The following is a 20,323-nucleotide window of genomic DNA, read 5'->3' on the forward strand; positions in this document are numbered from 1 at the left end:
AAAGGAGACGAACCTCATGGCAACGCCGCTTTCCTTTTCCCAGCGCGCCGGCTACACGCCGGTGCCCATTGAGCTGCAAACCGAGTCGATGGACCGGGTGCTGCGCAGCGATCTTTGGAACCTGCTGCTCGAGTACTGCTTTGACTTCATTTACTATGACAACAGCTTTCACCGCGAATTGTACAATAAAAACATTCCGCTCGAGCGCGTCGAAGGCTTTTGGTTTGCGCAATCCCTTTGGAAGGATTTCTTCCACCAAGGCCTCGACCGCATTCCCCGAACGGTTTGGGCCTTTAAGCAGGCCGTACGCGACTGGTACGACAAAGCCGAGTGGTACCGGGTGTACGACCTGATCGAGTTTATTTTTGGAGAGCTCGAGGACCCGGCGGAGATCGAAGACTTTACCGGGGCGCTCAATGAGATCCTTGAGCAGAACCGCGCCGGCTACCGGATGGTCGGCGGGCTGATCACCCCCATCACCGACAGCACTTCATTGCAGGCGGTTGAGGCGGCGCTGCGGCAGACAGGGGACCGCTTCGGCGGGGCGCGCGCCCACCTGGAAGCGGCCCTGCGGCTGATGTCCGACCGGGAGCGCCCCGACTGGCGCAACTCGATCAAGGAATCCATCTCGGCGGTCGAGGCGCTCTGCGCCCTGATCGCGGGGGACAGCTGCGCGTCGCTCGGCGGGGCGCTCAAGCTGATCCAAAAGAAGGGAACCGTCCCGCTGCACCCCTCGCTCGCGAGCGGCTTCGAGAAGCTCTACGGCTACACCTCGGACGGCGACGGAATCCGCCACGCCATGATGGACGAGCCCGACCTCGCCTTTGAGGACGCTTTGTATATGCTGGCGTCCTGCTCGGCCTTTGTCAGCTATCTGATCGTCAAGGCCGACAAATCCGGACTGTTTTGCTGATCCGAAACAGTGGACCTGATCAGCGCAATCCAAAAACAGATGACGCCCAAAACGGGTGCCGCAATTGCGGCACCCGTTTATTAATTCCCTTTGTTTTCGCGTCCATAGAGCCTGGTGAGATGTGCGATGGAATCGGCCAGCTCACCGCTCATCGCCTCCCGCTCCATCCGCCAGACCCAATTCCCTCCCAGGGTGCTGGGCGTGTTCATCCTCGCCTCGCCGCCCAAGTGCAGCCAGTCCTGCATGGGGATCACGCAGGTGTCGCAGACGCTCGAGAGCGCCGCGCGGATAAATCCGGCGCAGAGGCCGCCCCCCGGCGCTACCCCCAGGTATTCCCTCGCGTAGGCCACGTCGGCGGGCGGGGCGCTATGCTCCCAGTCGACGGTGGTGGTGTTGTCGTGGGTGCCGGTGTAGCAAACAGCGTTTCGGCGGTAGCCATGCGGCAGATAGTCCCCGCTCTCCCGCGAATCGAAGGCGAATTGCAGCACCTTCATCCCCGGAAAGCCGCTCTCCAAAAGCAGGCGACGCACCTCATCGGTCAGGTATCCGAGGTCCTCGGCAATGATCCGCACCCCAGGCAGCTGGCGTCTCAAAGCCCCGATAAAATCGAGTCCCGGCCCTGGCCGCCAGTGTCCGGGGATCGCTGTTTCCTCCCCGGCCGGGATGGAATAATAGCTCTCGAAGCCGCGGAAATGATCGATCCGCACCACGTCGTACACCCGTGAGGCGTGCCGCAGGCGGCGGATCCACCAGCGGTAGCCGGTGCCCTTGTGGTAATCCCAGTCGTAGAGCGGATTGCCCCAGAGCTGCCCGTCCTTGGAAAAGGCGTCCGGCGGGCAGCCCGCCACCTCGCGCAGCCGCCCGTCCTCCTCCACCTGGAAGAGCTCGGGGTCCGCCCACAGATCGGACGAGTCGGGTGAGACATAAATCGGGATATCCCCGATGATCTCCACCCCGTTTTGATTGGCGTAGGCTTTCAGCGCTTCCCACTGGCGGTAGAAGAGGTACTGCACCGCCTCCCAGAAGCGGACGTCCTCCCCATATTCCCGGCGCGCCTTTATCAGGGCGTCCTCCTCCCGGCGGCGCAGCCGGTCCGGCCACTCCTGGAAAGAGACCATCCCATGCGCCGCTTTGAGCGCCATGAAGAGGGCGTAGTCGTCGAGCCACCAGCCGCTTTCTTGGCGGAAGGCGCAAAAGCCCGGTTCCTCATAGCCGAGCCTTGCGACGGCGCAGCGCAGCACCGACAGCCGGTTCGCGTAGAGCGCGCCGTAATCCACCCGCTGCGGGTCGTCCCCGAAGAAGGCCCCGACGGCTTCCTCCCGCCTGAGCAGCCCCTCCCCGATCAGCAGATCGAGGTCGATCAGATAGGGATTGGCCGCGAAGGCGGAAAAGCTCTGATAGGGGCTGTCGCCGTAGCCGGTCGGCCCGATGGGCAGGATCTGCCAAAAGCGCTGCCCGGCGCGCCTTAAAAAGTCGATAAATTCATACGCCTGCCGCCCGAGCGTGCCGATCCCATAGGGGGAGGGCAGGGAGCTCAGCGCCAGCAGGATTCCGCTCGCGCGCATCAGGCTCCCTCCCGGCAGGGCGACCCCTCACGGTAGGGGCTCATCCCTTCACGGCGCCCGCCACCACGCCGCGGATGATATATTTCTGGCAGAACAGGTAAAAGACGATGATCGGCAGGATGGTCAGCACCAGCATGGCCATCATAGCGCCCATATCCTTGGAGCCGTAGCCGCCCTTGAGGTACTGCACCGCGATCGGCAGCGTCTTATACTGCCGGCCGATGACCAGGTCGGGCAGGAGGTAGTCGTTCCAGATCCACATGGCGTTCAGGATCGCCACCGTGATGGCGGTGGGCTGCAGGATCGGGAAAACGACCTTAAAAAACAGGGTGACCGGGCCGCAACCGTCGATGGTGGCCGCCTCCTCGATCTCCAGAGGGATCGACTTGACGAAGCCGCAGTACATGAAGACCGATAGCCCCGCACCGAAGCCGAGATAAATGATGATCAGTCCGGTGGGATTGTCGAGGCTCAGGACGTTGGCCATCTTGGACATGGTGAACATGACCATCTGGAAGGGGACGATCATCGAAAAGACGAAGAGATAGTACATCAGGCTGGTGAACTTATTCTTCACCCGGGTGATGAACCAGGCGGTCATGGCGGTGAACAGGACGATCACGGCCACCGACCCCACGGTGATATAGACCGAATAGCCGAACGCGCTGATAAACCCGGTCTTCTGCACGCCGTTAATATAGTTCTGCACCCCGGCGAAGGTCTCGGCGCTCGGCAGGGCGAAGGGCGCGTCCGCGATGAAGAAGCGGCCCTTAAAGGAGTTCATGAAGATGACCAAAATCGGCAGGAGGAAGAGCAGCGCCAGCAGCCCCAGCAAGACGCTGAGCAGGAGGCCGCCGCTTTTTTTCCTATCGTTCATCAGTTTTCAACCTCCTTGCTTCTGGTGAGATAGAGCTGGGTGAGCGCGATGGCGGCCACCATGATGAAGAAGAGCACCGCCTTGGCCTGGCCGACGCCCTCCGACCCGGCGCGGCCGTAGAAGGTGTTATAGATGTCCAGCGCCAGCATGGCCGTCTGCTTGGAGGGCGCGCCGGCGGTCAGGGCGAGGTTCTGGTCGAACAGCTTGAAGGAATTGGTCAGGGTCAAAAAGGTGCAGATGGTGACCGAGGGCATGACCAGCGGGATGGTGATCTTGCGCAGGATCTGGAAGGAGGAGGCCCCGTCGATCCCGGCGGCCTCGATCATGTCGGGCGGGATGTTGAGGATCCCCGCGATATAGATGATCATCATATACCCGATCAGCTGCCAGTTCATCAGGATGACCAGTCCCCAGAAGCCGTACTCGGGCTTTGCTGTGATGGTCACGCCGAAGCTGTAGAGCACGCCGTTGATGATCAGCTGCCAGATGTAGCCGAGCACGATCCCGCCGATCAGGTTGGGCATAAAGAAGACGGTGCGGTAGAGGTTGGTCCCCCTGATCCCCTTTGTCAGCAGCATGGCCAGCGCGAAGGACAGCACGTTGATGGTCACGATCGAGACCACGGTGAAGCGCACGGTGAACCAGAGTGCGTTTAAGAAATCCTGGTTTTGGGTAAACACCTCGATATAATTTCGGAGCCCTACCCACTTGGCGTCCACCACGGTGGTAAACTCGGTAAACGAGAGATAGATCCCCATCAAAAACGGGATGAGAAAGGCCAATGCGAAAGCGATAAGCGTCGGCAAGGCAAAAATCGCAAAATACTTTTTCAAGGTCTTCTGCATGGCAATGGTAACTCCCTTCCGCCGCTGCGCCCGGCTCTGCAATTTATCCTGTCATCGTCACCCCGCCCGCGCAGCAGGAGGGGGAATGGCCTGTCACTATTTTTGTGGTCCGGCCGGGAGCCGGGCCACAAAAATAGTGAGCGAATGATAAACGTCACTCACTATGATTGCCCGCGGCCTCCTCCCGGGACGCTTGGCGTCCCGGGGGAAGTGCGGTCAAATTTGTCTTAAGCGTTGTTGCCGGCGCTCTCGGTCTTCCAGCTCTCGACGACGATCTGCTTCACCTCGTCGAAGGTCTTGGTACCCTGCGCGTACTCGAGCAGCGCGGCGCCGAATTCGTCCTTAAAGGTCTGGTTCGGGAAGACGAGGAAGTCCCAGGTCACGGTGTTGATCCCGTCCTTGCCCATCCAGTCCAGCACTTCTCTTGCCAGCGGGTCGGCCGGCTTCTCGTCGTCGGTGAAGGTGTCGAACGGGGCGATGAAGCCCAGCTGATTGGTCACATAATCCTTGCCCTTGTCGCTGGAGTAGAGCCAGTAGAGGTAGTCCTCGGCCAGCTTTTGCTGCGCGGGATCGGCCTTCGCGTTGATGGCGAAGAAGTTCTCGGTCCCGATGCACAGCCCCTGGTTCTCTTCACCCTCCATGCCGATGTAGATGGGCATGAATTTGATGTCCTCTTCCTTGACGGTGTTGCCCTGCACGCCGCTGATCTGGCTCCAGGCCCAGTTGCCGTTCTGGACCATGGCCGCCTTGCCCAGCGCGAACTCGGCCATCGAATCGTCGACCGATTTGCTGCCCAGCAGCCCGGGGGCCACGGTGGAGTTGTTGATATACAAATCAAAAATGTTCTTGAAGTTGTCGGCGTACTCGAAGGTGATTTCCTTGGTGGCATCGCTGGTCAGGTCGACGTTGCCGTTCTTCCACTCGTAGTGCATGGGCAGGTTGGCCAGATGGGTCTGCCAGCGCCAATCCTCGCCGGGGGTCAGGGAGGTGGAGGCGAAAACGCCCTCGATCCCAAGCTCCGCTTTGCGGGCGGTCATGTCCTCGACGACCTCTTTGAGCTTGGTGAAGTTGTTAATTTCGTCCACCGACTTGGCCTTCGCGCCGTCGAGGGCGAAATACTTCTGCATAATGGCGTCGTTGTAGATGATCCCGTAGCCCTCGACCACGTAGGGGATGCCGTACACCCCGCCGCCGCTTTGGATGGCCATGCTCTTATCGGTCAGATGCTGGTACAGCTCGGTGTCCTTGAGGTCCTTGCAGTAATCCTTCCAGACGGCGTAGCCCTTGGGGCCATTGATCTGGAAGAGGACGGGCGCGTCCTTCTTGGCGATCTCGCTCTTGAGCGTCTGCTCATAGGTGCCGCTGGCTGCGGTGACCACGTTGAGCTTCACGCCGGTCTCGGCCTCGTAATCCTTGGCGATCGCGTCATAGACCTCGGCGATCTCGGGCTTGAAGTTGAGAAAATAGATTTCCCCGCCCTTTCCTGTGGGCGTGCTCTCCTCGGAGGCGGACGAGCCCGGCTCGCTCCCGGGCTCGGAGCCCGAAGCCCCGCCCTTGCCGCTCGTGCAGGCGGTCATGGTGGTGGCGGCAATCAGCATGGACAGCGTCAATGCCAATACCTTGTTTATCTTTTTCATAGTGGTTCCTCCTATTCATTTATCACAGGCCGGAAATTATCCGGCCGGCTCAACATGTCAAAGCGCCCGCACCGACTCCCCTTCGAGCAGCCGCACCTGGACCGGCACCGCCCGCACGGGGGTATTCTTTTCGATGTGGGAGACGAGCAGCTCCACGCTGATCTGCGCGAGCTCCCCCTGCGGCTGCTGGATGGTCGCCAGTCTCGGGCAGAAATACCGACCGAGCTCGATCCCGTCGAAGCCGATCACCGAGACATCCTGCGGCACCCGCTTGCCCGCGTCCTGCGCCGCCCGGATGGCGCCCACAGCCATGATGTCGCTCATGCAAAAGACCGCGCTTATCGCGGGGCAGCGCAGCATGAGCTCCTGCATGGCCCGATAACCGCCAGCATAGCTGAAGCTGGCTATCTGGAAGTATTCTTCCCGCAGTTCCTGCCCGTGATTCAAAAAGCTTTGCCGGCAGCCCTCAAAGCGCAGCTGGCTGATCTGGGAGCGGCACAGCCGCCCGCCGATGATCCCGATTTTTTGATGTCCTTTGGCAAAAAGATAGTCCACCGCTTCCCGCCCCGCGGCCACGTCGTCGATCCCCACACTCGAAAGATTCGGGAAGTCAAGATTCTTCCCCGGCGCGGTCACCAGCACGCTCGGCGTCTCGATCTGTCCGAAGCGCCGCTCAAAGTTTTCGGCGTTGCCGCCCAGGAAGAGCAGACCCAGCGGCTTATGCTCCCGGCAGAGCTGCCCGGCGACCAGCACCTCGTCCGCCTCCTCGCTCAGATAGTGGACCACCGCGCTGTAGCCGTTCGAGCTGATGAGGTTTTGCATCTGCTCGACGATCCCGGAGAAGAAGAGGTTGCTGATCCCCTTGACGATCAGCACGATGTTGCTGCTCTGCTGCTGCTTCAATTGCCGGGCGTTGGAGTTTGGTACGAAGCCGTACCGTGCCACAACCTGGGCGATACGCTCCTTGGCCTCGGCGCTCACGTCGGGATGGTTGTTCAGCGCCCGGGACACGGTGCTCACCGCATATCCGGATTCCTTGGCAATGTCCTTGATGGTCATGCGCGGCGCTCCTTCCGGCAACGTTATCGGAAACGTTACTGGAAACGTTTCCGGTTCCTGTTTGCAGTATAGCGTATTTTCGCATGAGATGCAAGGGTTTCTCATCGGATTTGTCGTATTTCCATCAATTTCTTTTTGTAATTTATTTATTTTGCCCTATAAATTTTTTCGTCTTCTCCTTTGGAGTCGTCCAAAAAACATGAATACTGTGGTATAATAGCCCCAGAAACATGAAAGGAGCTGCCACCTATGCTGAGACTGATCGACTGGCTCACGGCGCGTTTTCGCCGCTTCACCGTCTGGGACATCGCGCTCTTCAAATCCACCCTGCTCTCCTTCGGGGTGCTGGTGGGCATGCACGCAAAGGAAGGCGGGCGAAAGTTCCTGCCCCTGGTGTGGGCGGCTTTCATCCTCTCCTATCTGGCGCTCTTTTTCCGCATTGTGACCCTTGCAAGCGACAAATTAACGGACGACTAGGAGGAAAAAAGATGGACCTGATCCAAAAGGTACTGGCCGTGCACGACCTGCTGATTCTCGACGGGGCGATGGCCACCGAACTCGAACGCCGTGGGGCCGACATCAAGGATGCGCTCTGGTCGGCCAAGGTGCTCATCGAGAACCCCGCCGCCATCGAGGGGGTGCACTACGACTACTTCGTCGCCGGCGCCGACTGCGCCATGACCGCGAGCTATCAGGCGACAATCGAGGGCTTCATAAAACGCGGCTGCTCCCCCGAACAGGCCCGGCAGCTGATCCGCGACTCGGTGACGCTGGCTCAAAAGGCCCGCGAGCGGTTTCTGGCGGACCATTCCCTGTCCCCGTCGCGCCCGCAGCCGCTGATCGTGGCGGCCATCGGCCCCTACGGGGCCTACCTCGCGGACGGCAGCGAATACCGCGGCAACTACCAAATGAGCGAAGCTCAGCTCGTTGACTTCCACCGCGAGCGGGCCGCACTGCTGCTCGACGCAGGCGCAGACATCCTCGCCTTCGAGACCATCCCCTCGCTGCTCGAGGCGAAAGCGATCGTACACCTGATGGAGGAGTTTCCGAATGCCTGCTACTGGATCAGCTTCAGCTGCAACAGCGGCGACACCATCTGCGAGGGGACCCCGATCGGCGAGTGCGCCAAGTTCCTCGACGGCTGCGGGCAGCTCGGCGCCATCGGGATCAATTGCACCCCGCCCGATTTTGTGCCCTCCCTGATTTCCAAGGTGCGCGCCGAGAGCGGCAAGCCGATTGCAGTTTACCCAAATTCGGGCGAGGAATACGACCCCGTCACCAAAACCTGGCGCGGCTGCGCCAGCGCAGAGGATTTCGCCGCGCGCGCCAAAGAGTGGCGCGCGTGCGGGGCGCGCATCATCGGCGGCTGCTGCCGAACCACCCCCGAGGACATCGCGGCGGTGGCCCGTTGGGCCAGGGGCGAGGGGAATTAACTAAATATTTACAATTATACCCTGTATATCCCTTGCCGTTCTCTCCGGGCCCTGTTATAATGAGACGGTAACTGAAACACAACGACTGTGGGGGAAATTGCTTCTATGAAAAAATTGATTGTATCCGCCATGATGATTGCGGCGATTCTTGCATCCTCGGTCCCGGTCGCCGCGCATCATCATGAGGCCGCGGCTGTGGCATGCGGCGGTACGGGCGCCTGCATGGTGAACGGGGTCTGCGACGGGAGCTGTCTGGGCAGCGGCGACTGTCTGGGCTATGAAGGCTGCAACAGCGCCTGCAACGGCTCGAAAACCTGTGTAAACAACGGGGTCTGCGCCGGACATGCGCAGGGCTTTGCCCAAGGCAGGGGACATCACGGGGGCGGCCATCACGGGGGCTACTGCCGGTAAAAAGCAACGTGGAGGACGGATATTCCGTCCTCCATTTTTTTGCAATCAAAACCATTGGCATGTCCGGTGGTTTTAATCATGTGCTGCCTTTTATTTTGCCGCCAAATTCCTGACATGAACGCGACCCGCCTGTAAAGAATAAAGACGGGGCTTTTCCGAGAGCACCCATATTGAAGTATTGAAAGTAAAGCTTTCAATACTTTGGGAGGGGCGCAACACCAATCCCCGCCCTGAAGAAAGCAGGTGCGCTCTTTCCGAGGGCACCCATATTGAAGTATTGAAAGCAAAGCTTTCAATACTTTGAGAAGGGCGCAACGCCAATCCCCACCCTGAGGAAAGCAGGTGCGCCCCTTTGCCGCATTTTACGGCAGAATGGAATTTGCGCGTGCGCAAATTCCCGAGAAAGGAACGGTTGCAATTATGACGCGGGATTATCAATTTGCCGACCTCAGCCGTCAGACGAGGGAGGAGCTGGACAGGCTCGAAGCGCAGCTGAGCCGGGATTGTCACCGGCCGATCGTCCTCGTCGCCTACGAGCAACGAAAAGAGGGGGAACAGTCGCAATGAACGAAATTTACAGCGGGCTGGGAGATTATTTTTCCTTCGGATTTGCCGACGTGTCCCAAGCCGGATATTTCGACGGGCTGCCGAAGGAAATCCGCCAGGCGGTGCTGCAAAACCAGAGCCGCTTCCACTCCTTCGAGGAGATGAAGACTTATGCAGAAAAGCAAAAGCACAAACACAAGGGAAAGAAAAAATAACAGCTGAGGCCACAAAAACCAGGACGGGTCGCCCCGTCCTGGTTTTTTATTTTAGAATCAATCGGCGCGGCTCCCGGCTTTCCCTTTGATCCATTTCGCCAGCACGATCAGCTCGTGGAACACCAGCGGCAGCAGCGAAAGCAGCACCAGGTCCACCCATTCCGTAAGGCTCAGCTGCGCGGTGCCGAAGAGGGAGCTCAGAAGCGGCACCTCGGTCACGGCGATCTGCAAAACGAAACCCACCGCAAAGGCCAGCAGCATGGTCTTGTTTTCCAGATGGTTCATCCGAAAGACCGAACGGGAGGTGTTTCGCATCCCAACCGCATGGAAGAGCTGCGAGGTGCCCAGAGTCACAAAGGCATAAGTTTGAGCATGCAGCAGGATGTCCGGCTGCAGCAGCATGTCGCGGATCCCGGCGAAGGAGACCGGTATTCCGGCTCCCATCAGGTGCCGGATGGGGGAATAGAGGAAGGCGCCCAGGGTCATGGCAGCGATCACCACCCCATAAAACAGGGTCAGCGCCAGCCCACCGTGGGCAAACAGGCTCTCCTTGGGGTCGCGGGGCGGGTCCTTCATGATGTCCTTATCCTTGCTGTCCACGCCGAGGGCGAGCCCCGGCAGGCTGTCGGTGATCAGGTTGACCCAAAGGATGTGGATCGCCCGCAGGGGGGCGGCCAGTCCCGCCGCGATGGCGCAGAACATGGCGATCACCTCGCCGAAGTTGGAGGAAAGCAGGAAGAGCACCGACTTTTTGATGTTCTGATAGATCCCCCGCCCTTCCTCCACCGCCCGCTCGATGGTGGCGAAGTTGTCGTCGGTGAGCACCATGTCGGCGGCGCCCTTTGCCACGTCGGTGCCGGTGATCCCCATCGCCACACCGATGTCGGCGGCTTTTAAGGAGGGCGCGTCGTTGACCCCGTCCCCGGTCATTGAGACGATCTGCCCTTGGGACTGGAAGGCCTTGACGATACGCACCTTGTGCTCGGGCGAGACCCGCGCAAAGAGGCGCAGCCCGCCAATACGCCGGTTCAGCTCCTCCTGGGGCAGTTCGTCGAGCTCGTCACCGCTCATGCATTGCTCCTCGCGCTCGGCGATCCCGAGGTCCTTGGCGATGGCCAGCGCGGTGTCCCGGTGGTCCCCGGTGATCATGACGGTGGTGATCCCCGCCTCCCTGAACACCTGCACCGCGTCCCGCGCCTCGGGCCGCGCCGGGTCGATCATCCCGCACAGCCCCAGGAAGGTGAGGTTTTCCTCGCTGGCGCTCTCGTCCCCCTCCCGCTCGGCCAGGGCGAGCACGCGCAGCGCCTGCCGGGCCATCTGCGCGGCCGCGCCGGCGATTCTCCCGCGGTCCTGCTCCGTGATCGGACGGGTTTTCCCCCGCTCGCTGATCCGGTCACAGCGCGCGAGCAGCAGATCCATCCCGCCCTTGGTATAGGCGCGCACCGAGCCCCCCGGGGTGCGGTGGACGGTGGTCATCATCTTGCGCTCGGAGTCGAAGGCGCGCTCGTTGATCCTCGGCAGCTCCCGCTGCAGCCCCTCGCGGGTGAGGGAGTAGCGCGCGCCCATGTCCAGCAGCGCCAGCTCGGTCGGGTCGCCCAAGCGGTTTTGACCCTCCAGCGAGGCGTCGTTGCAGAGGATGAACCCTTCGAGGAAGCGGCGGTCCCGCTTATCGTCGAGCTCCGTGGCGGCGCGCAGCTCCCCGTCGAGGTAGCAGCTTTTGACGGTCATCCGGTTCTGGGTGAGGGTGCCGGTCTTATCCGAGCAGACCACGCTGACCGCGCCCAGCGTCTCGACCGAGGGGAGCCGGCGCACAATGGTGTTGACCTTGACCATGCGCTGGACCCCCAGCGCCAATACGATGGTGACCACCGCGGGCAGCCCCTCGGGGATGGCGGCGACCGCCAGCGAGATGGCGGTGAGCAGCATCTCCGGGATGTCCCGGCGCTGGATCAGAGCGATCCCGAACATCAGCACACAGATGACCACCGCCAGGATCCCCAGCAGCCGTCCGAGGTCGGCCAGGCGGCGCTGCAGCGGGGTCATCTCGTCCTTCTGCCCCTCGAGCAGCGAGGCGATCCGCCCCATTTCGGTGTTCATCCCGGTGGCGACGACCACCCCTTCGCCTCGCCCGTAGGTGACGCTGGTGGAGGAATAGGCCATGTTGGCCCGGTCCCCCAGCGCCGTCTTGCCAGCGGCGACAAAGGAGGCGTCCTTCTCGGCCGGAACACTCTCGCCGGTGAGGGCGGACTCCTCGACCTTTAGGCTCATGCTTTCCAGCAGCCGCAGGTCGGCCGGCACCACCCGTCCGGCCTCGAGCAGCACCACGTCGCCCACCGCCAGCCCGGCGGCAGGCACCTCGCAGAGCTTCCCGTCCCGGCGCACCAGGGCCTGCGGGCTCGACATCTTTTTAAGCGCCTCAAGCGCCTGCTGCGCCTTGGACTCCTGGGTCATGCCGATCACGGCGTTGAGCAGCACCACCATCAGAATGATCAGCGCGTCGCTCCATTCGCGCAGGAAGATCGAGATGGCCGCGGCGGCAAAGAGGATGTAGATCATCGGGTCGCGCAGCTGGGAGAGGAACATCTGCACCCGGCTCTTCTGTTTTTTCTCCCGCAGCTCGTTGGGGCCGTTTTCCTGAAGGCGCCTTTGCGCCTCCTGCTCGGAAAGTCCCTGACGCGGGTCGACGGACAGCTCCTGGCAGACCGATTGGGCCGATTTGGATTCGTACAAGTTCAGCAGCTCCTTTTTGATGTGGGTCGTCCTTAGTATGCCCCGCTCCATGCGGGATACCGTGGGCGGCGGGAAAAGAAAAGAGACCTCCCGCCCGTCCATAAGACGTGCGAAAAGTCTCGTTACCTCAAGCGGACCCCAGGCCAGGGCGGTCGGCCCATGTATGTTGAACCTGAGATTTGAAACTACTCCCTTGATTCGCTGTTTTTATTATAGCGCAATTTCAGCGCAAGGTGTTAACAAAGCGTAAAGATTGGGAATTTTTACTTGTTGGGGTTCTGGAACTTGGGCGGGTCGGCCTTGGTTTCGCCAAAGTGGTTATCCGGCGAAGGGGTGGAGAGGTTGAAGTAGAGCTTGGAGTCCTCGGTCACGCCGAAGCTCTGGTTTGAGCCGGTGTCCTGCACGCGGTTGAACGCCTCGCGGAACATGGCGTTGTGCGCCTCCTCGCGGTTAAGCAGAAAGTCGATGGTCTCCTTGACGCACTTGTCGTCGATCTGGCGGTAAAGGTACTCGTAGACCACCTTGGCGCGTTGTTCGGAGGCGATGTTCGAGAGCAGATCGGCGCACAGGTCCCCCGTGACGGTGACGTAGTCGGCGGTCCAGGAATAGCCCGAGGCGTTGATCAGCCCGGGATTCAGCCCGGTGAGGACATGGGTCTCGATCTCGCCGGCGGACACCTTCTGACTGTCCACGTCATGGCCATTGAGCAGGTTGATGGTGGTGGCGACCATCTCCATGTGGCTGAGCTCCTCGGCGCCGATGTCCAAAAACAGGTCCTTGATGGCGGGGTCCTTGATCCGCATGCTCTGGGAGATGTACTGCATGGCGGCCTTGAGCTCGCCGTTCGCCCCGCCGAGCTGCTCCTGCATGAGCACCGCGTACTGCGGGTTGGGCCGCTCGACCTTGACCTCGTGGAAAAGCTGCTTTTCGTGTTTGAACATGAAATCCCTCTTTTCATAAAGTTTTGCCATTAGGTTGCGCAGAAAAAAGGAAATTATAACAAGTGAGCGGGCCGTTGAAATACAACGGCCCGCTCACTATCCACATCAAACTACTTCTTCAGCTCAAAGGACTTGCAGTCGGTGCACTGATCCATGGTCGGGTTCATTTCGTGCGTGCCGACGGTGATGCACTCCAGCGCGCAGTAATTCTCGTTCTGGCAGTGGTTGGCGCACTGCTGCACGGTGCACTTGATGCAATGGTTGGCATGGCAGGTATCCATTCAAAAATCCCTCCTTTTTCGGATTTATCTTTAGTTTGCCCCGGTGACCATCTTTTATAGCTAGGGGGAAAAAGGGATTTTTAAATTGGAAGATTCTTCTTTTTATTAAAAAGCTATTCTGCCTCTACTGAATCGACTCGGCGACCGCGATCAGCTCCTCACGGGTGAGCGGCGCTTTGGCGATCAGGCTCAGCAGCGTCCCGTCGCGCTCGAAGTCGATCTCGTTCCCGTTCACCAGTGCGGCGCTGTGCCCTGCGACCGTGATCTCCTCCACCGTCCCGTCGGTGGCGCTCACGTAGGCCATTTCGGGGGAGTCTTCCCGCTCCTGGAGCAGCAGGACCTCCTCGCCCTTTCCGTTTACAAAGTAGAGATTGGTCCAGCGCAGCCGCTCGCCGCTGTCCCGGCTTCGGACAAACTTCGCGTGCGAAAAGCGGATATCCTCTGGCAGCGAGGCGGGCAGCAGCACCGGAAAGGTGGTATAGTCGCTTAAGAGCCGGGGGTCGGTGACCGTGAAGGTGTTCTCCTCCTCGATCCTCTCCTGCTCCTCATATTCCTCTTTTGTCAGCGCCTGCTCCCCGTCGAACGAGACAATCCTTTCCCCTTCGCCGTTGTAGAGCATTCCGGCGGCCCGCAGCACCTCGCCATAGGTCATAAGCTCCCGCCCGTTTTGGTCAAACAGCCGGCCCCTCATCTCCTCTGGCAGCGGCTCGTCCTCACCCGGCTCCCGCGTCTGCACCACCCGCGAATTGCCCAGCCCCACCATCGCCAGCACCCGTCCGGCCAGCTCCCGGGCAAAGGCGGTCTGGGAGAGCAGGCACACCGCCGCCACACAGGCGGCCGCCGTGCCGAGGCGGCGCCCCCTTCTCCCGGAAACTCCGGCGCGGCGGCGGAGCGCCTCCTTCCTCTTTTGTATTTCGAGCTCCCCGAGCGCCTCCCCCTCGTACCCCGACAGGTCGGTTTCGATCAGGTTGCACAGGTCATAGAGATTTCGTTTCATCGTTCATTCCTCCTGATTCCCGGATTCATACAGCCGGCGCAGCCGGCGGCGGCCGCGCGAAAGCCGGTTGTAAACGGCCGCCGGGCGCAGCCCCGAGCGTTTCGACAGGCTATCGACGTCCTCCCCGCCGAGGTAGTAACATAAAAAGAGCTCCCGGTCCCGCTCATTGAGGCAACCCAGTAAGCTTTCCAGCTCCTCGCGCGCCTCGGCGCGCAGGGTGCTGTCGTCCGCGGCCGGCTCCGGCTCAAGCCCGTCCAGGCTGCTGCTCCTACCATCGAGGTACCGCCGCAGGTAATCCACACAGCGGCACCGCGCGATGGCCGCCACCCATCCCTCGAAGCTGCAGCGCTCCCCGTCAAAGCGCTTGGCGTTCTTCCACACCTCGTAAAGGATATCGTTCTGGCAGTCCTCCTGCCAGGCGGGCAGGGCGTAGAGCTTGCGCGAGACCACGCTTCTTATCAGCCCCGCGTAGTGCTCCACCAGATAGTCCAGTGCGCGCTCGTCCTGCCTTCGCAGCGCGCCGAGAAAATTCTCCCCATTGATTTCCTGTTTCATCTTCTGCTCCTCACTCTTGACAAAAGCGCTTTCACCTATTTATTCGCAGAAAGCGCGTAAAATCTATCACGCGCATTTATTTTTATATCCGCCCTACGGCCATGGCTGTTTTTATTGCTTCGCTGACGCTCAAGCATCGAAAACGCCCATACCTGCGGTATGGGCGGTAATTGGTGGTCTGTCCTGCCCGCCGGATCGGTATTCCGGCCATCCGGCGGGCTGACAGTGAGGCGGTCCCCCCACTCCTGATTGTGCCGGCTGGGAGCGCGCGGACCTATGTATATTTGCGGTTCGTACCGCCAAATTCGGATTCGTCTGCCTCGCCGGGGCAAATGGGCGGATACCTCCTTTCTCGTTTCTCTGGTTCCCATTATATCCGTCAAGTGTGAGGCCCGCTTTACCGTTTTTTGAACAGTTTGGTAACGTTTTCCCGATTAGAGCGAAAATAATCAACATTTTGACGTGACTATATTGTGCTTTACCATGTATAATTTTCCTATGCGCGTTCGAAATCCGTCGAAATTTCTGCGCAAAATCTACAGAAAGAGGGAAATCATGATGGCAAACAAAGTCTACGGTTACGTCCGGGTCTCGACCCGGGACCAGAACGAACACCGCCAGCTCATCGAGCTGCAGGCGTTCGGGGTCGATCGAAAAAACATCTACATGGACAAAATGAGCGGCAAGGATTTCAACCGCCCCTCCTACCAGCGCCTGGTGCACCGCCGCCTAAAGTCGGGCGACCTGCTGGTGGTCAAGTCGATCGACCGGCTCGGGCGCAACTACGAGGAGATCCTCAACGAGTGGAAGTACATCTCCAAGCGCCTGGGCGCGGACATCAAGATCCTGGACATGCCCCTGCTCGACACCCGGCGCAGCAACGACCTGATCGGTACCCTGATCAGCGACATCGTGCTGCAGCTGCTCTCCTTCGTGGCCCAGAACGAGCGCGAAAACATCCGCCAGCGCCAGGCGGAGGGGATCGCCGCGGCCAAGGCGCGCGGGGTGCGCTTCGGCCGCCCGCCGGCGGTGATTCCGGAGGATTTCCCGGAAATCTACGAGCTCTGGCGCGCCAAGGAGATCACCCCCCAGGAGGCGCGGGAGCTCAGCGGACTGAAATACCACACCTTTTACAAGACCTGCCGCAAGCTCACCGCCGAATACGAAGCGAGGCTTGCGCAGCCCCCCGTCCCGGAGCATTAGCGCAAATGAAGGCGTGATAAAATAAATTTATTTTCCATCAATCAAAATGTTTATATTTTGATTGGACCGCCCCATATTTTTATGAAGAAAAGCGAATCGTGTTAAATTTTGATAACAACTCTTGTTTTTGATCATTGCCGGTAATATACTTGGGAGCGGTTATTAAATAAGTAGGGAGTACTGCAAAAGAATGCAGCCCGCCCCGCGGCATTGGACCGGGGGGTTGTCTTTGGGAAAGGAAGCATTGCTATGGAATCTTACCGCTATCTTCTGGACGTCGCACTGATCCTGATCAGCACCAAGCTGTTCGGGCTTTTGACAAAACGTTTTGACATGCCGCAGGTCGTGGGGGCGCTGCTCGCCGGGCTGATCCTCGGGCCGGCCGTGCTCGGGATTCTGAGCGAAACGACCTTCATGGACCGGATCGCCGAGATCGGCGTCATCGTGCTGATGTTCACCGCCGGGCTCGAGACCGACATCCAGGAGCTCAAGCACTCGGGCAAGGCTTCGTTTATTATCGCGCTGCTGGGCGTGCTCTTCCCGCTGGGCGGCGGATTCCTGGTGGCCCGCCTCTTCAACTCCTCGCCGGACGCCTTCTTACAAAACGTCTTTATCGGCGTCATCCTCACCGCCACCTCGGTGAGCATCTCGGTCGAGACCCTCAAGGAGATGGGCAAGCTCTCCACCCGCTCGGGCAATGCCATCCTGGGCGCGGCGCTGATCGACGACATTCTGGGGATCATCGCTCTGACCGTCATCACCAGCCTCGCCGACAAGAGCGTGAATATCGGGCTGGTGCTGCTCAAGATCGTGGCCTTCTTCGCGGTCAGTGTCGTGATCGGCCTGCTGGGGCACAAGGGCCTTTCCCACTGGATGGCCCGCTCCGAAACGGATAAGCGCCGCTTCGTGATCGTGGCGTTCACCTTCTGCCTGCTCTACTCCTTCATCGCCGAGGCGGTGTTCGGGGTGGCGGACATCACCGGCGCCTTCATCGCGGGGCTGGTGATCTCCAACACCAGCAAGACCACCTACATCGCCTCGCGGTTTGAAACCTCGTCCTATATGCTGCTCTCGCCGGTCTTCTTCGCGAGCATCGGACTAAAAGTAGTCCTGCCGCCCATGAGCGCCTCGATCGTCCTCTTCTCGGTGCTTCTGCTGGTGGTCGCGGTACTCACCAAGGTGGTCGGCTGCGGACTGGGGGCAAAGCTCTGCCGCTACTCGGGCAGCGAGGCCATGCAGATCGGCGTGGGCATGATCTCCCGCGGCGAGGTCGCGCTGATCGTCGCCACCAAGGGGATCTCCAACGGACTGATGAACGAGACGTTCTTTGGCCCGGTGATCATCATGGTGGTGGCCACCACCATCGTCACCCCGGTGCTGCTGCGCATGGTCTACCACGGCAAGCAGGCGGACTACAGCGAGCTTATGCACAGCGAACTGGTCGAGCAGTACGAGGAGGTCGAGACCTTCGACCTGGCCTCCCAGGCGATCCTCGAGCAAAACGAGCACCTGCGCGAGGAGAAACCCGTCCCCTCCGGCAGGAAATAAGCCGCAAAAGGGCCGCCGCAAATTTGCGGCGGCCCTTTTTATCCTGTGTCATATGACGATCTTTTTTTCAATGCTGATTTTCAGCTTGCTGTCCGCGCACTCGAGCGATTGATCCAGCTTGCCGATGTACCCCTGCTTGACGCAGGCTTGATCCTTGCAGCCCGCCTTGTCGACCCGCACGCGGTAGTCCTTCTTGATCCGCAGGACCACCGGCACCTCCATCGGGTTCATGTCGATGTACAAATCCCCGCGCTTCTTGCTGATCTGCACCACGCTCTGTGAGTTCTGGGTGATGATCCCATCCTCAAACAGGTCGATGGCCAGCACCTCGCTTCCGTCCACCCGCACGCGCGCGACCAGCCGCTCACCGGGCTTCCCTCCGCCGGACAGAACCGAGAGCACCGCCACGATCAACACGAACAGGGCCAGCACCGCTCCCGAGATGGCAAGCACCTTTTTATTCACTTGCAGATTGCGCACCCCGTCGCCAATGCCGGCCATCGTCATTTCGGTCAACCTCTAAATCCACAAATTGTTGCGCTCAATTCACAAACAACCTACCATATATGTATATTAACAGAACCTGCCAGCGAATGCAACCGCTTGGAGGAAATAACTTGACCGTTTAAGGGCGGCAGATAGAATCTGCCGCCCTTAGATCTTTTATGTGCGCATCCCCTGGCAAGAGCGCCCACCCAAAGGGCGCGCCTGCCTTCTTCAGGGTGGAGGTCGACGCTGCGCCCTTCCCAAAGTATTGAAAGCTATTGTTTATCCGTTGTCCTCAGCCCGATCCCCAGCTCCTCGAGCGCCTTCTCGTCCACCGGCGAGGGGCACATGCTCATCAGCTCGCTGGCGTTCTGCACCTTGGGGAAAGCGACCACGTCGCGCAGGCTCTGCGCGCCGCACATCACCATCGCCAGCCGGTCCAGCCCCAGCGCCGCGCCGCCGTGGGGGGGCGCGCCGTATTTGTAAGCCTCGACCAGGAAGCCGAATTTCGCCTCGATTTCCTCGGCGCTAAGCCCCAGCGCCCCGAACATCTTCTGCTGCAGCTCATAGTCGGTGATGCGCATCGACCCGCTGGAAATCTCGGTCCCGTTGAGCACCAGGTCATACGCCTTGGCCCGCACCGCGCCCGGATCGGTGTCGAGATAGGGCAGGCACTCCTCGAGCGGCATGGTAAACGGATGGTGCATGGCCACCCACGTCCCCTGCTCCTCGTCCCACTCGAAGAAGGGGAACTCGGTGATCCAGAGGAAGTTGTACTGCTCCTGCGGGATCAGGTCAAGCTGTTTGCCCACCGTCAGGCGCAGCTGCCCGAGCACCGGCAATGTCACCTTGTTTTTATCCGCCACGATCAGGGCCACGTCGCCCCGCTCCATCCCGAGACGCGCGATGAGGGCGGAGAGCTCCTCCCCGCTCATGAACTTCTGGAAGGAGCAGCTGGGCGCGTCCTCCACCCAGCGGATGTAAGCCAGGCCCTTGGCGCCGATCCCCTTCGCCTGCTCGGTCAGCTTGTCGATGGCCTTGCGGGTGAGGGTGGCGGCGGCGTTCTTGCCCACGATCGCGCGCACGCTGCCGCCCGCCTCGAGCGCCCCGGTGAACACCCCGAAGCCGCAGCCGCGCACCGTCTCGCTCAAGTCGATGATCTCCATCCCGAAGCGGGTGTCCGGCTTGTCCGAGCCGTAGCGCTCCATCGCCTCCTTGTAGGTCAGGCGCGGCAGGGGCAGGGGCAGCTCGACTCCCATAACCTCCCGGAAGAGATGGTGCACATACCCCTCCAGCATGTCCAGGATGTCGTCCTGGTCCACGAAGGACATCTCCAGGTCGATCTGGGTGAACTCGGGCTGACGGTCGGCGCGCAGGTCCTCGTCCCGGAAGCAGCGCGCAAGCTGGATATACCGGTCATACCCCGAGACCATCAGCAGCTGCTTATAGATCTGCGGGGACTGGGGCAGCGCGTAGAAGCTGCCCGGATGGACCCGTGAAGGCACCAAGTAGTCCCTGGCCCCCTCGGGGGTGGATTTCATCAGCATCGGCGTCTCAATTTCGAGGAAGCCGTTGTCATAGAAGTAGTCCCGCGTCGCCTTCATGATGTTGTGGCGCAGCAGCATGTTGTGCTGGATCGACGGGCGGCGCAGGTCGAGGTAGCGGTAGCGCAGGCGCAGCTCGTCCTTGACGTCGGTCTTGTCGGTGATCTCGAAGGGCGGGGTCTGCGCGCGGCTCAGCACCCGCAGCTCCTGCACCAGCACCTCGATCTCGCCGGTCGGGATGTCCTTATTCTTGCTCTCCCGCTCCCGCACCACGCCCCGCGCGGCCAGCACATACTCGGCGCGGCAGGAGGACGCCTTCTCGAAGACGTCGCGCGCGGTGCTGTCGTCGAAGGCGAGCTGCACGATCCCGGTGCGGTCCCGCAGGTCGATAAAGGTGAGATTGCCAAGCTCCCGCGTCTTCTGCACAAAGCCGGCGACCACCACCTCATGGTCCTTTTGTGAAAGCGTCAATGTCCCGCAGTAATGGGTCCTTTTGAGGCCCTTCATTGTTTCAGCCATGGTTCTTGCTCCCTTTCT

At 60.5% G+C, this 20,323-nt stretch carries 20 protein-coding genes; 8 read left to right on the forward strand and 12 right to left on the reverse strand.

Features of this window, described 5'->3' with window-relative positions; all coding sequences use genetic code 11:
• Positions 1 to 16 precede the first annotated feature (16 nt).
• Entirely contained in the window at positions 17 to 913 is an 897-nt protein-coding gene (locus tag EDD78_RS12940) for an AbiJ-NTD4 domain-containing protein (protein WP_132085224.1), read from the forward strand.
• 80 nt (positions 914 to 993) lie between these two features.
• Here EDD78_RS12940 and malQ read toward each other — a convergent pair whose 3' ends face one another.
• The 5 genes from malQ to EDD78_RS12965 all read right to left on the reverse strand — a co-directional run bounded on the left by malQ (position 994) and on the right by EDD78_RS12965 (position 6,896).
• Positions 994 to 2,478, reverse strand: coding sequence for a 4-alpha-glucanotransferase (gene malQ / locus EDD78_RS12945; RefSeq protein WP_132085225.1), 1,485 nt, complete (start codon positions 2,476 to 2,478; stop codon positions 994 to 996).
• A gap of 40 nt (positions 2,479 to 2,518) precedes the next feature.
• Positions 2,519 to 3,355, reverse strand: coding sequence for a carbohydrate ABC transporter permease (locus tag EDD78_RS12950; RefSeq protein WP_079698567.1), 837 nt, complete (start codon positions 3,353 to 3,355; stop codon positions 2,519 to 2,521).
• Complete coding sequence (locus EDD78_RS12955) at positions 3,355 to 4,200, reverse strand: carbohydrate ABC transporter permease (protein WP_079698566.1); 846 nt, start codon at positions 4,198 to 4,200, stop codon at positions 3,355 to 3,357. Before EDD78_RS12955 ends, EDD78_RS12950 begins: the two co-directional genes overlap by 1 nt.
• A 227-nt stretch (positions 4,201 to 4,427) precedes the next feature.
• Positions 4,428 to 5,837, reverse strand: coding sequence for an ABC transporter substrate-binding protein (locus EDD78_RS12960; protein WP_132085226.1), 1,410 nt, complete (start codon positions 5,835 to 5,837; stop codon positions 4,428 to 4,430).
• 57 nt (positions 5,838 to 5,894) lie between these two features.
• Positions 5,895 to 6,896, reverse strand: coding sequence for a LacI family DNA-binding transcriptional regulator (locus tag EDD78_RS12965; RefSeq protein ID WP_079698564.1), 1,002 nt, complete (start codon positions 6,894 to 6,896; stop codon positions 5,895 to 5,897).
• Positions 6,897 to 7,145: 249 nt separating this feature from the next.
• Here EDD78_RS12965 and EDD78_RS12970 point away from each other — a divergent pair, with 249 nt between their 5' ends.
• The 5 genes from EDD78_RS12970 to EDD78_RS12985 all read left to right on the forward strand — a co-directional run bounded on the left by EDD78_RS12970 (position 7,146) and on the right by EDD78_RS12985 (position 9,501).
• Positions 7,146 to 7,373: a hypothetical protein gene (locus tag EDD78_RS12970; RefSeq protein ID WP_079698563.1), complete on the forward strand. Its 228-nt coding sequence runs from the start codon at positions 7,146 to 7,148 to the stop codon at positions 7,371 to 7,373.
• A gap of 11 nt (positions 7,374 to 7,384) precedes the next feature.
• Complete coding sequence (gene mmuM, locus EDD78_RS12975; protein WP_132085227.1) at positions 7,385 to 8,329, forward strand: homocysteine S-methyltransferase; 945 nt, start codon at positions 7,385 to 7,387, stop codon at positions 8,327 to 8,329.
• Between the two features lie 105 nt (positions 8,330 to 8,434).
• A complete protein-coding gene (locus EDD78_RS12980; protein WP_132085228.1) occupies positions 8,435 to 8,740 on the forward strand; it encodes a hypothetical protein in 306 nt (101 codons plus the stop codon).
• A gap of 420 nt (positions 8,741 to 9,160) precedes the next feature.
• Positions 9,161 to 9,307: a hypothetical protein gene (locus tag EDD78_RS14055; protein WP_165873234.1), complete on the forward strand. Its 147-nt coding sequence runs from the start codon at positions 9,161 to 9,163 to the stop codon at positions 9,305 to 9,307.
• On the forward strand, positions 9,304 to 9,501 hold the full coding sequence (locus EDD78_RS12985; RefSeq protein ID WP_132085229.1) for a hypothetical protein: 198 nt from the start codon (positions 9,304 to 9,306) through the stop codon (positions 9,499 to 9,501). The genes EDD78_RS14055 and EDD78_RS12985 overlap by 4 nt, the downstream gene beginning before the upstream one ends.
• A 57-nt stretch (positions 9,502 to 9,558) precedes the next feature.
• On the opposite strand, the gene EDD78_RS12990 is transcribed toward EDD78_RS12985, so the two are convergent.
• From EDD78_RS12990 to EDD78_RS13010, 5 genes are all read right to left on the reverse strand, one after another.
• A complete protein-coding gene (locus EDD78_RS12990) occupies positions 9,559 to 12,231 on the reverse strand; it encodes a cation-translocating P-type ATPase (protein WP_132085230.1) in 2,673 nt (890 codons plus the stop codon).
• 263 nt (positions 12,232 to 12,494) lie between these two features.
• Positions 12,495 to 13,172: a manganese catalase family protein gene (locus tag EDD78_RS12995; RefSeq protein ID WP_079698558.1), complete on the reverse strand. Its 678-nt coding sequence runs from the start codon at positions 13,170 to 13,172 to the stop codon at positions 12,495 to 12,497.
• Positions 13,173 to 13,282: 110 nt separating this feature from the next.
• Positions 13,283 to 13,453, reverse strand: coding sequence for a DUF1540 domain-containing protein (locus tag EDD78_RS13000; protein ID WP_079698557.1), 171 nt, complete (start codon positions 13,451 to 13,453; stop codon positions 13,283 to 13,285).
• A 124-nt stretch (positions 13,454 to 13,577) separates the two neighbouring features.
• A complete protein-coding gene (locus EDD78_RS13005; RefSeq protein WP_132085231.1) occupies positions 13,578 to 14,450 on the reverse strand; it encodes a hypothetical protein in 873 nt (290 codons plus the stop codon).
• 3 nt (positions 14,451 to 14,453) lie between these two features.
• Positions 14,454 to 15,005, reverse strand: coding sequence for a sigma-70 family RNA polymerase sigma factor (locus EDD78_RS13010; RefSeq protein WP_079698555.1), 552 nt, complete (start codon positions 15,003 to 15,005; stop codon positions 14,454 to 14,456).
• Positions 15,006 to 15,563: 558 nt separating this feature from the next.
• On the opposite strand from EDD78_RS13010, the gene EDD78_RS13015 reads away from it, so the two are divergent.
• The gene (locus EDD78_RS13015; protein WP_079698554.1) at positions 15,564 to 16,208 is read left to right on the forward strand and encodes a recombinase family protein; all 645 of its coding nucleotides are present in this window, start codon (positions 15,564 to 15,566) and stop codon (positions 16,206 to 16,208) included.
• Between the two features lie 249 nt (positions 16,209 to 16,457).
• Positions 16,458 to 17,756 carry a cation:proton antiporter gene (locus EDD78_RS13020; protein ID WP_079698553.1) on the forward strand — a complete coding sequence of 433 codons (1,299 nt, stop codon included), beginning with the start codon at positions 16,458 to 16,460 and terminating at the stop codon, positions 17,754 to 17,756.
• Between the two features lie 48 nt (positions 17,757 to 17,804).
• Here EDD78_RS13020 and EDD78_RS13025 read toward each other — a convergent pair whose 3' ends face one another.
• Together EDD78_RS13025 and aspS are read right to left on the reverse strand one after the other, a co-directional pair.
• Positions 17,805 to 18,263, reverse strand: a complete 459-nt coding sequence (locus EDD78_RS13025; RefSeq protein ID WP_079698552.1) for a NusG domain II-containing protein — start codon at positions 18,261 to 18,263, stop codon at positions 17,805 to 17,807.
• A gap of 254 nt (positions 18,264 to 18,517) precedes the next feature.
• The gene (gene aspS, locus EDD78_RS13030; protein ID WP_132085233.1) at positions 18,518 to 20,305 is read right to left on the reverse strand and encodes an aspartate--tRNA ligase; all 1,788 of its coding nucleotides are present in this window, start codon (positions 20,303 to 20,305) and stop codon (positions 18,518 to 18,520) included.
• Between the last annotated feature and the right edge of the window lie 18 nt (positions 20,306 to 20,323).

Origin of the sequence: Harryflintia acetispora (genome assembly GCA_004340125.1) — a bacterium.
Lineage (GTDB): Bacteria > Bacillota > Clostridia > Oscillospirales > Ruminococcaceae > Harryflintia > Harryflintia acetispora.

What these genes read in the sequence shown, in the direction of transcription:
- EDD78_RS12940 (WP_132085224.1), top strand. Translation starts at nt 17, where the DNA reads ATGGCAACGCCGCTTTCCTTTTCCCAGCGCGCCGGCTACACGCCGGTG.
- malQ (WP_132085225.1), bottom strand. Translation starts at nt 2,478, where the DNA reads ATGCGCGCGAGCGGAATCCTGCTGGCGCTGAGCTCCCTGCCCTCCCCC.
- EDD78_RS12950 (WP_079698567.1), bottom strand. Translation starts at nt 3,355, where the DNA reads ATGAACGATAGGAAAAAAAGCGGCGGCCTCCTGCTCAGCGTCTTGCTG.
- EDD78_RS12955 (WP_079698566.1), bottom strand. Translation starts at nt 4,200, where the DNA reads ATGCAGAAGACCTTGAAAAAGTATTTTGCGATTTTTGCCTTGCCGACG.
- EDD78_RS12960 (WP_132085226.1), bottom strand. Translation starts at nt 5,837, where the DNA reads ATGAAAAAGATAAACAAGGTATTGGCATTGACGCTGTCCATGCTGATT.
- EDD78_RS12965 (WP_079698564.1), bottom strand. Translation starts at nt 6,896, where the DNA reads ATGACCATCAAGGACATTGCCAAGGAATCCGGATATGCGGTGAGCACC.
- EDD78_RS12970 (WP_079698563.1), top strand. Translation starts at nt 7,146, where the DNA reads ATGCTGAGACTGATCGACTGGCTCACGGCGCGTTTTCGCCGCTTCACC.
- mmuM (WP_132085227.1), top strand. Translation starts at nt 7,385, where the DNA reads ATGGACCTGATCCAAAAGGTACTGGCCGTGCACGACCTGCTGATTCTC.
- EDD78_RS12980 (WP_132085228.1), top strand. Translation starts at nt 8,435, where the DNA reads ATGAAAAAATTGATTGTATCCGCCATGATGATTGCGGCGATTCTTGCA.
- EDD78_RS14055 (WP_165873234.1), top strand. Translation starts at nt 9,161, where the DNA reads ATGACGCGGGATTATCAATTTGCCGACCTCAGCCGTCAGACGAGGGAG.
- EDD78_RS12985 (WP_132085229.1), top strand. Translation starts at nt 9,304, where the DNA reads ATGAACGAAATTTACAGCGGGCTGGGAGATTATTTTTCCTTCGGATTT.
- EDD78_RS12995 (WP_079698558.1), bottom strand. Translation starts at nt 13,172, where the DNA reads ATGTTCAAACACGAAAAGCAGCTTTTCCACGAGGTCAAGGTCGAGCGG.
- EDD78_RS13000 (WP_079698557.1), bottom strand. Translation starts at nt 13,453, where the DNA reads ATGGATACCTGCCATGCCAACCATTGCATCAAGTGCACCGTGCAGCAG.
- EDD78_RS13005 (WP_132085231.1), bottom strand. Translation starts at nt 14,450, where the DNA reads ATGAAACGAAATCTCTATGACCTGTGCAACCTGATCGAAACCGACCTG.
- EDD78_RS13010 (WP_079698555.1), bottom strand. Translation starts at nt 15,005, where the DNA reads ATGAAACAGGAAATCAATGGGGAGAATTTTCTCGGCGCGCTGCGAAGG.
- EDD78_RS13015 (WP_079698554.1), top strand. Translation starts at nt 15,564, where the DNA reads ATGGCAAACAAAGTCTACGGTTACGTCCGGGTCTCGACCCGGGACCAG.
- EDD78_RS13020 (WP_079698553.1), top strand. Translation starts at nt 16,458, where the DNA reads ATGGAATCTTACCGCTATCTTCTGGACGTCGCACTGATCCTGATCAGC.
- EDD78_RS13025 (WP_079698552.1), bottom strand. Translation starts at nt 18,263, where the DNA reads ATGACGATGGCCGGCATTGGCGACGGGGTGCGCAATCTGCAAGTGAAT.
- aspS (WP_132085233.1), bottom strand. Translation starts at nt 20,305, where the DNA reads ATGGCTGAAACAATGAAGGGCCTCAAAAGGACCCATTACTGCGGGACA.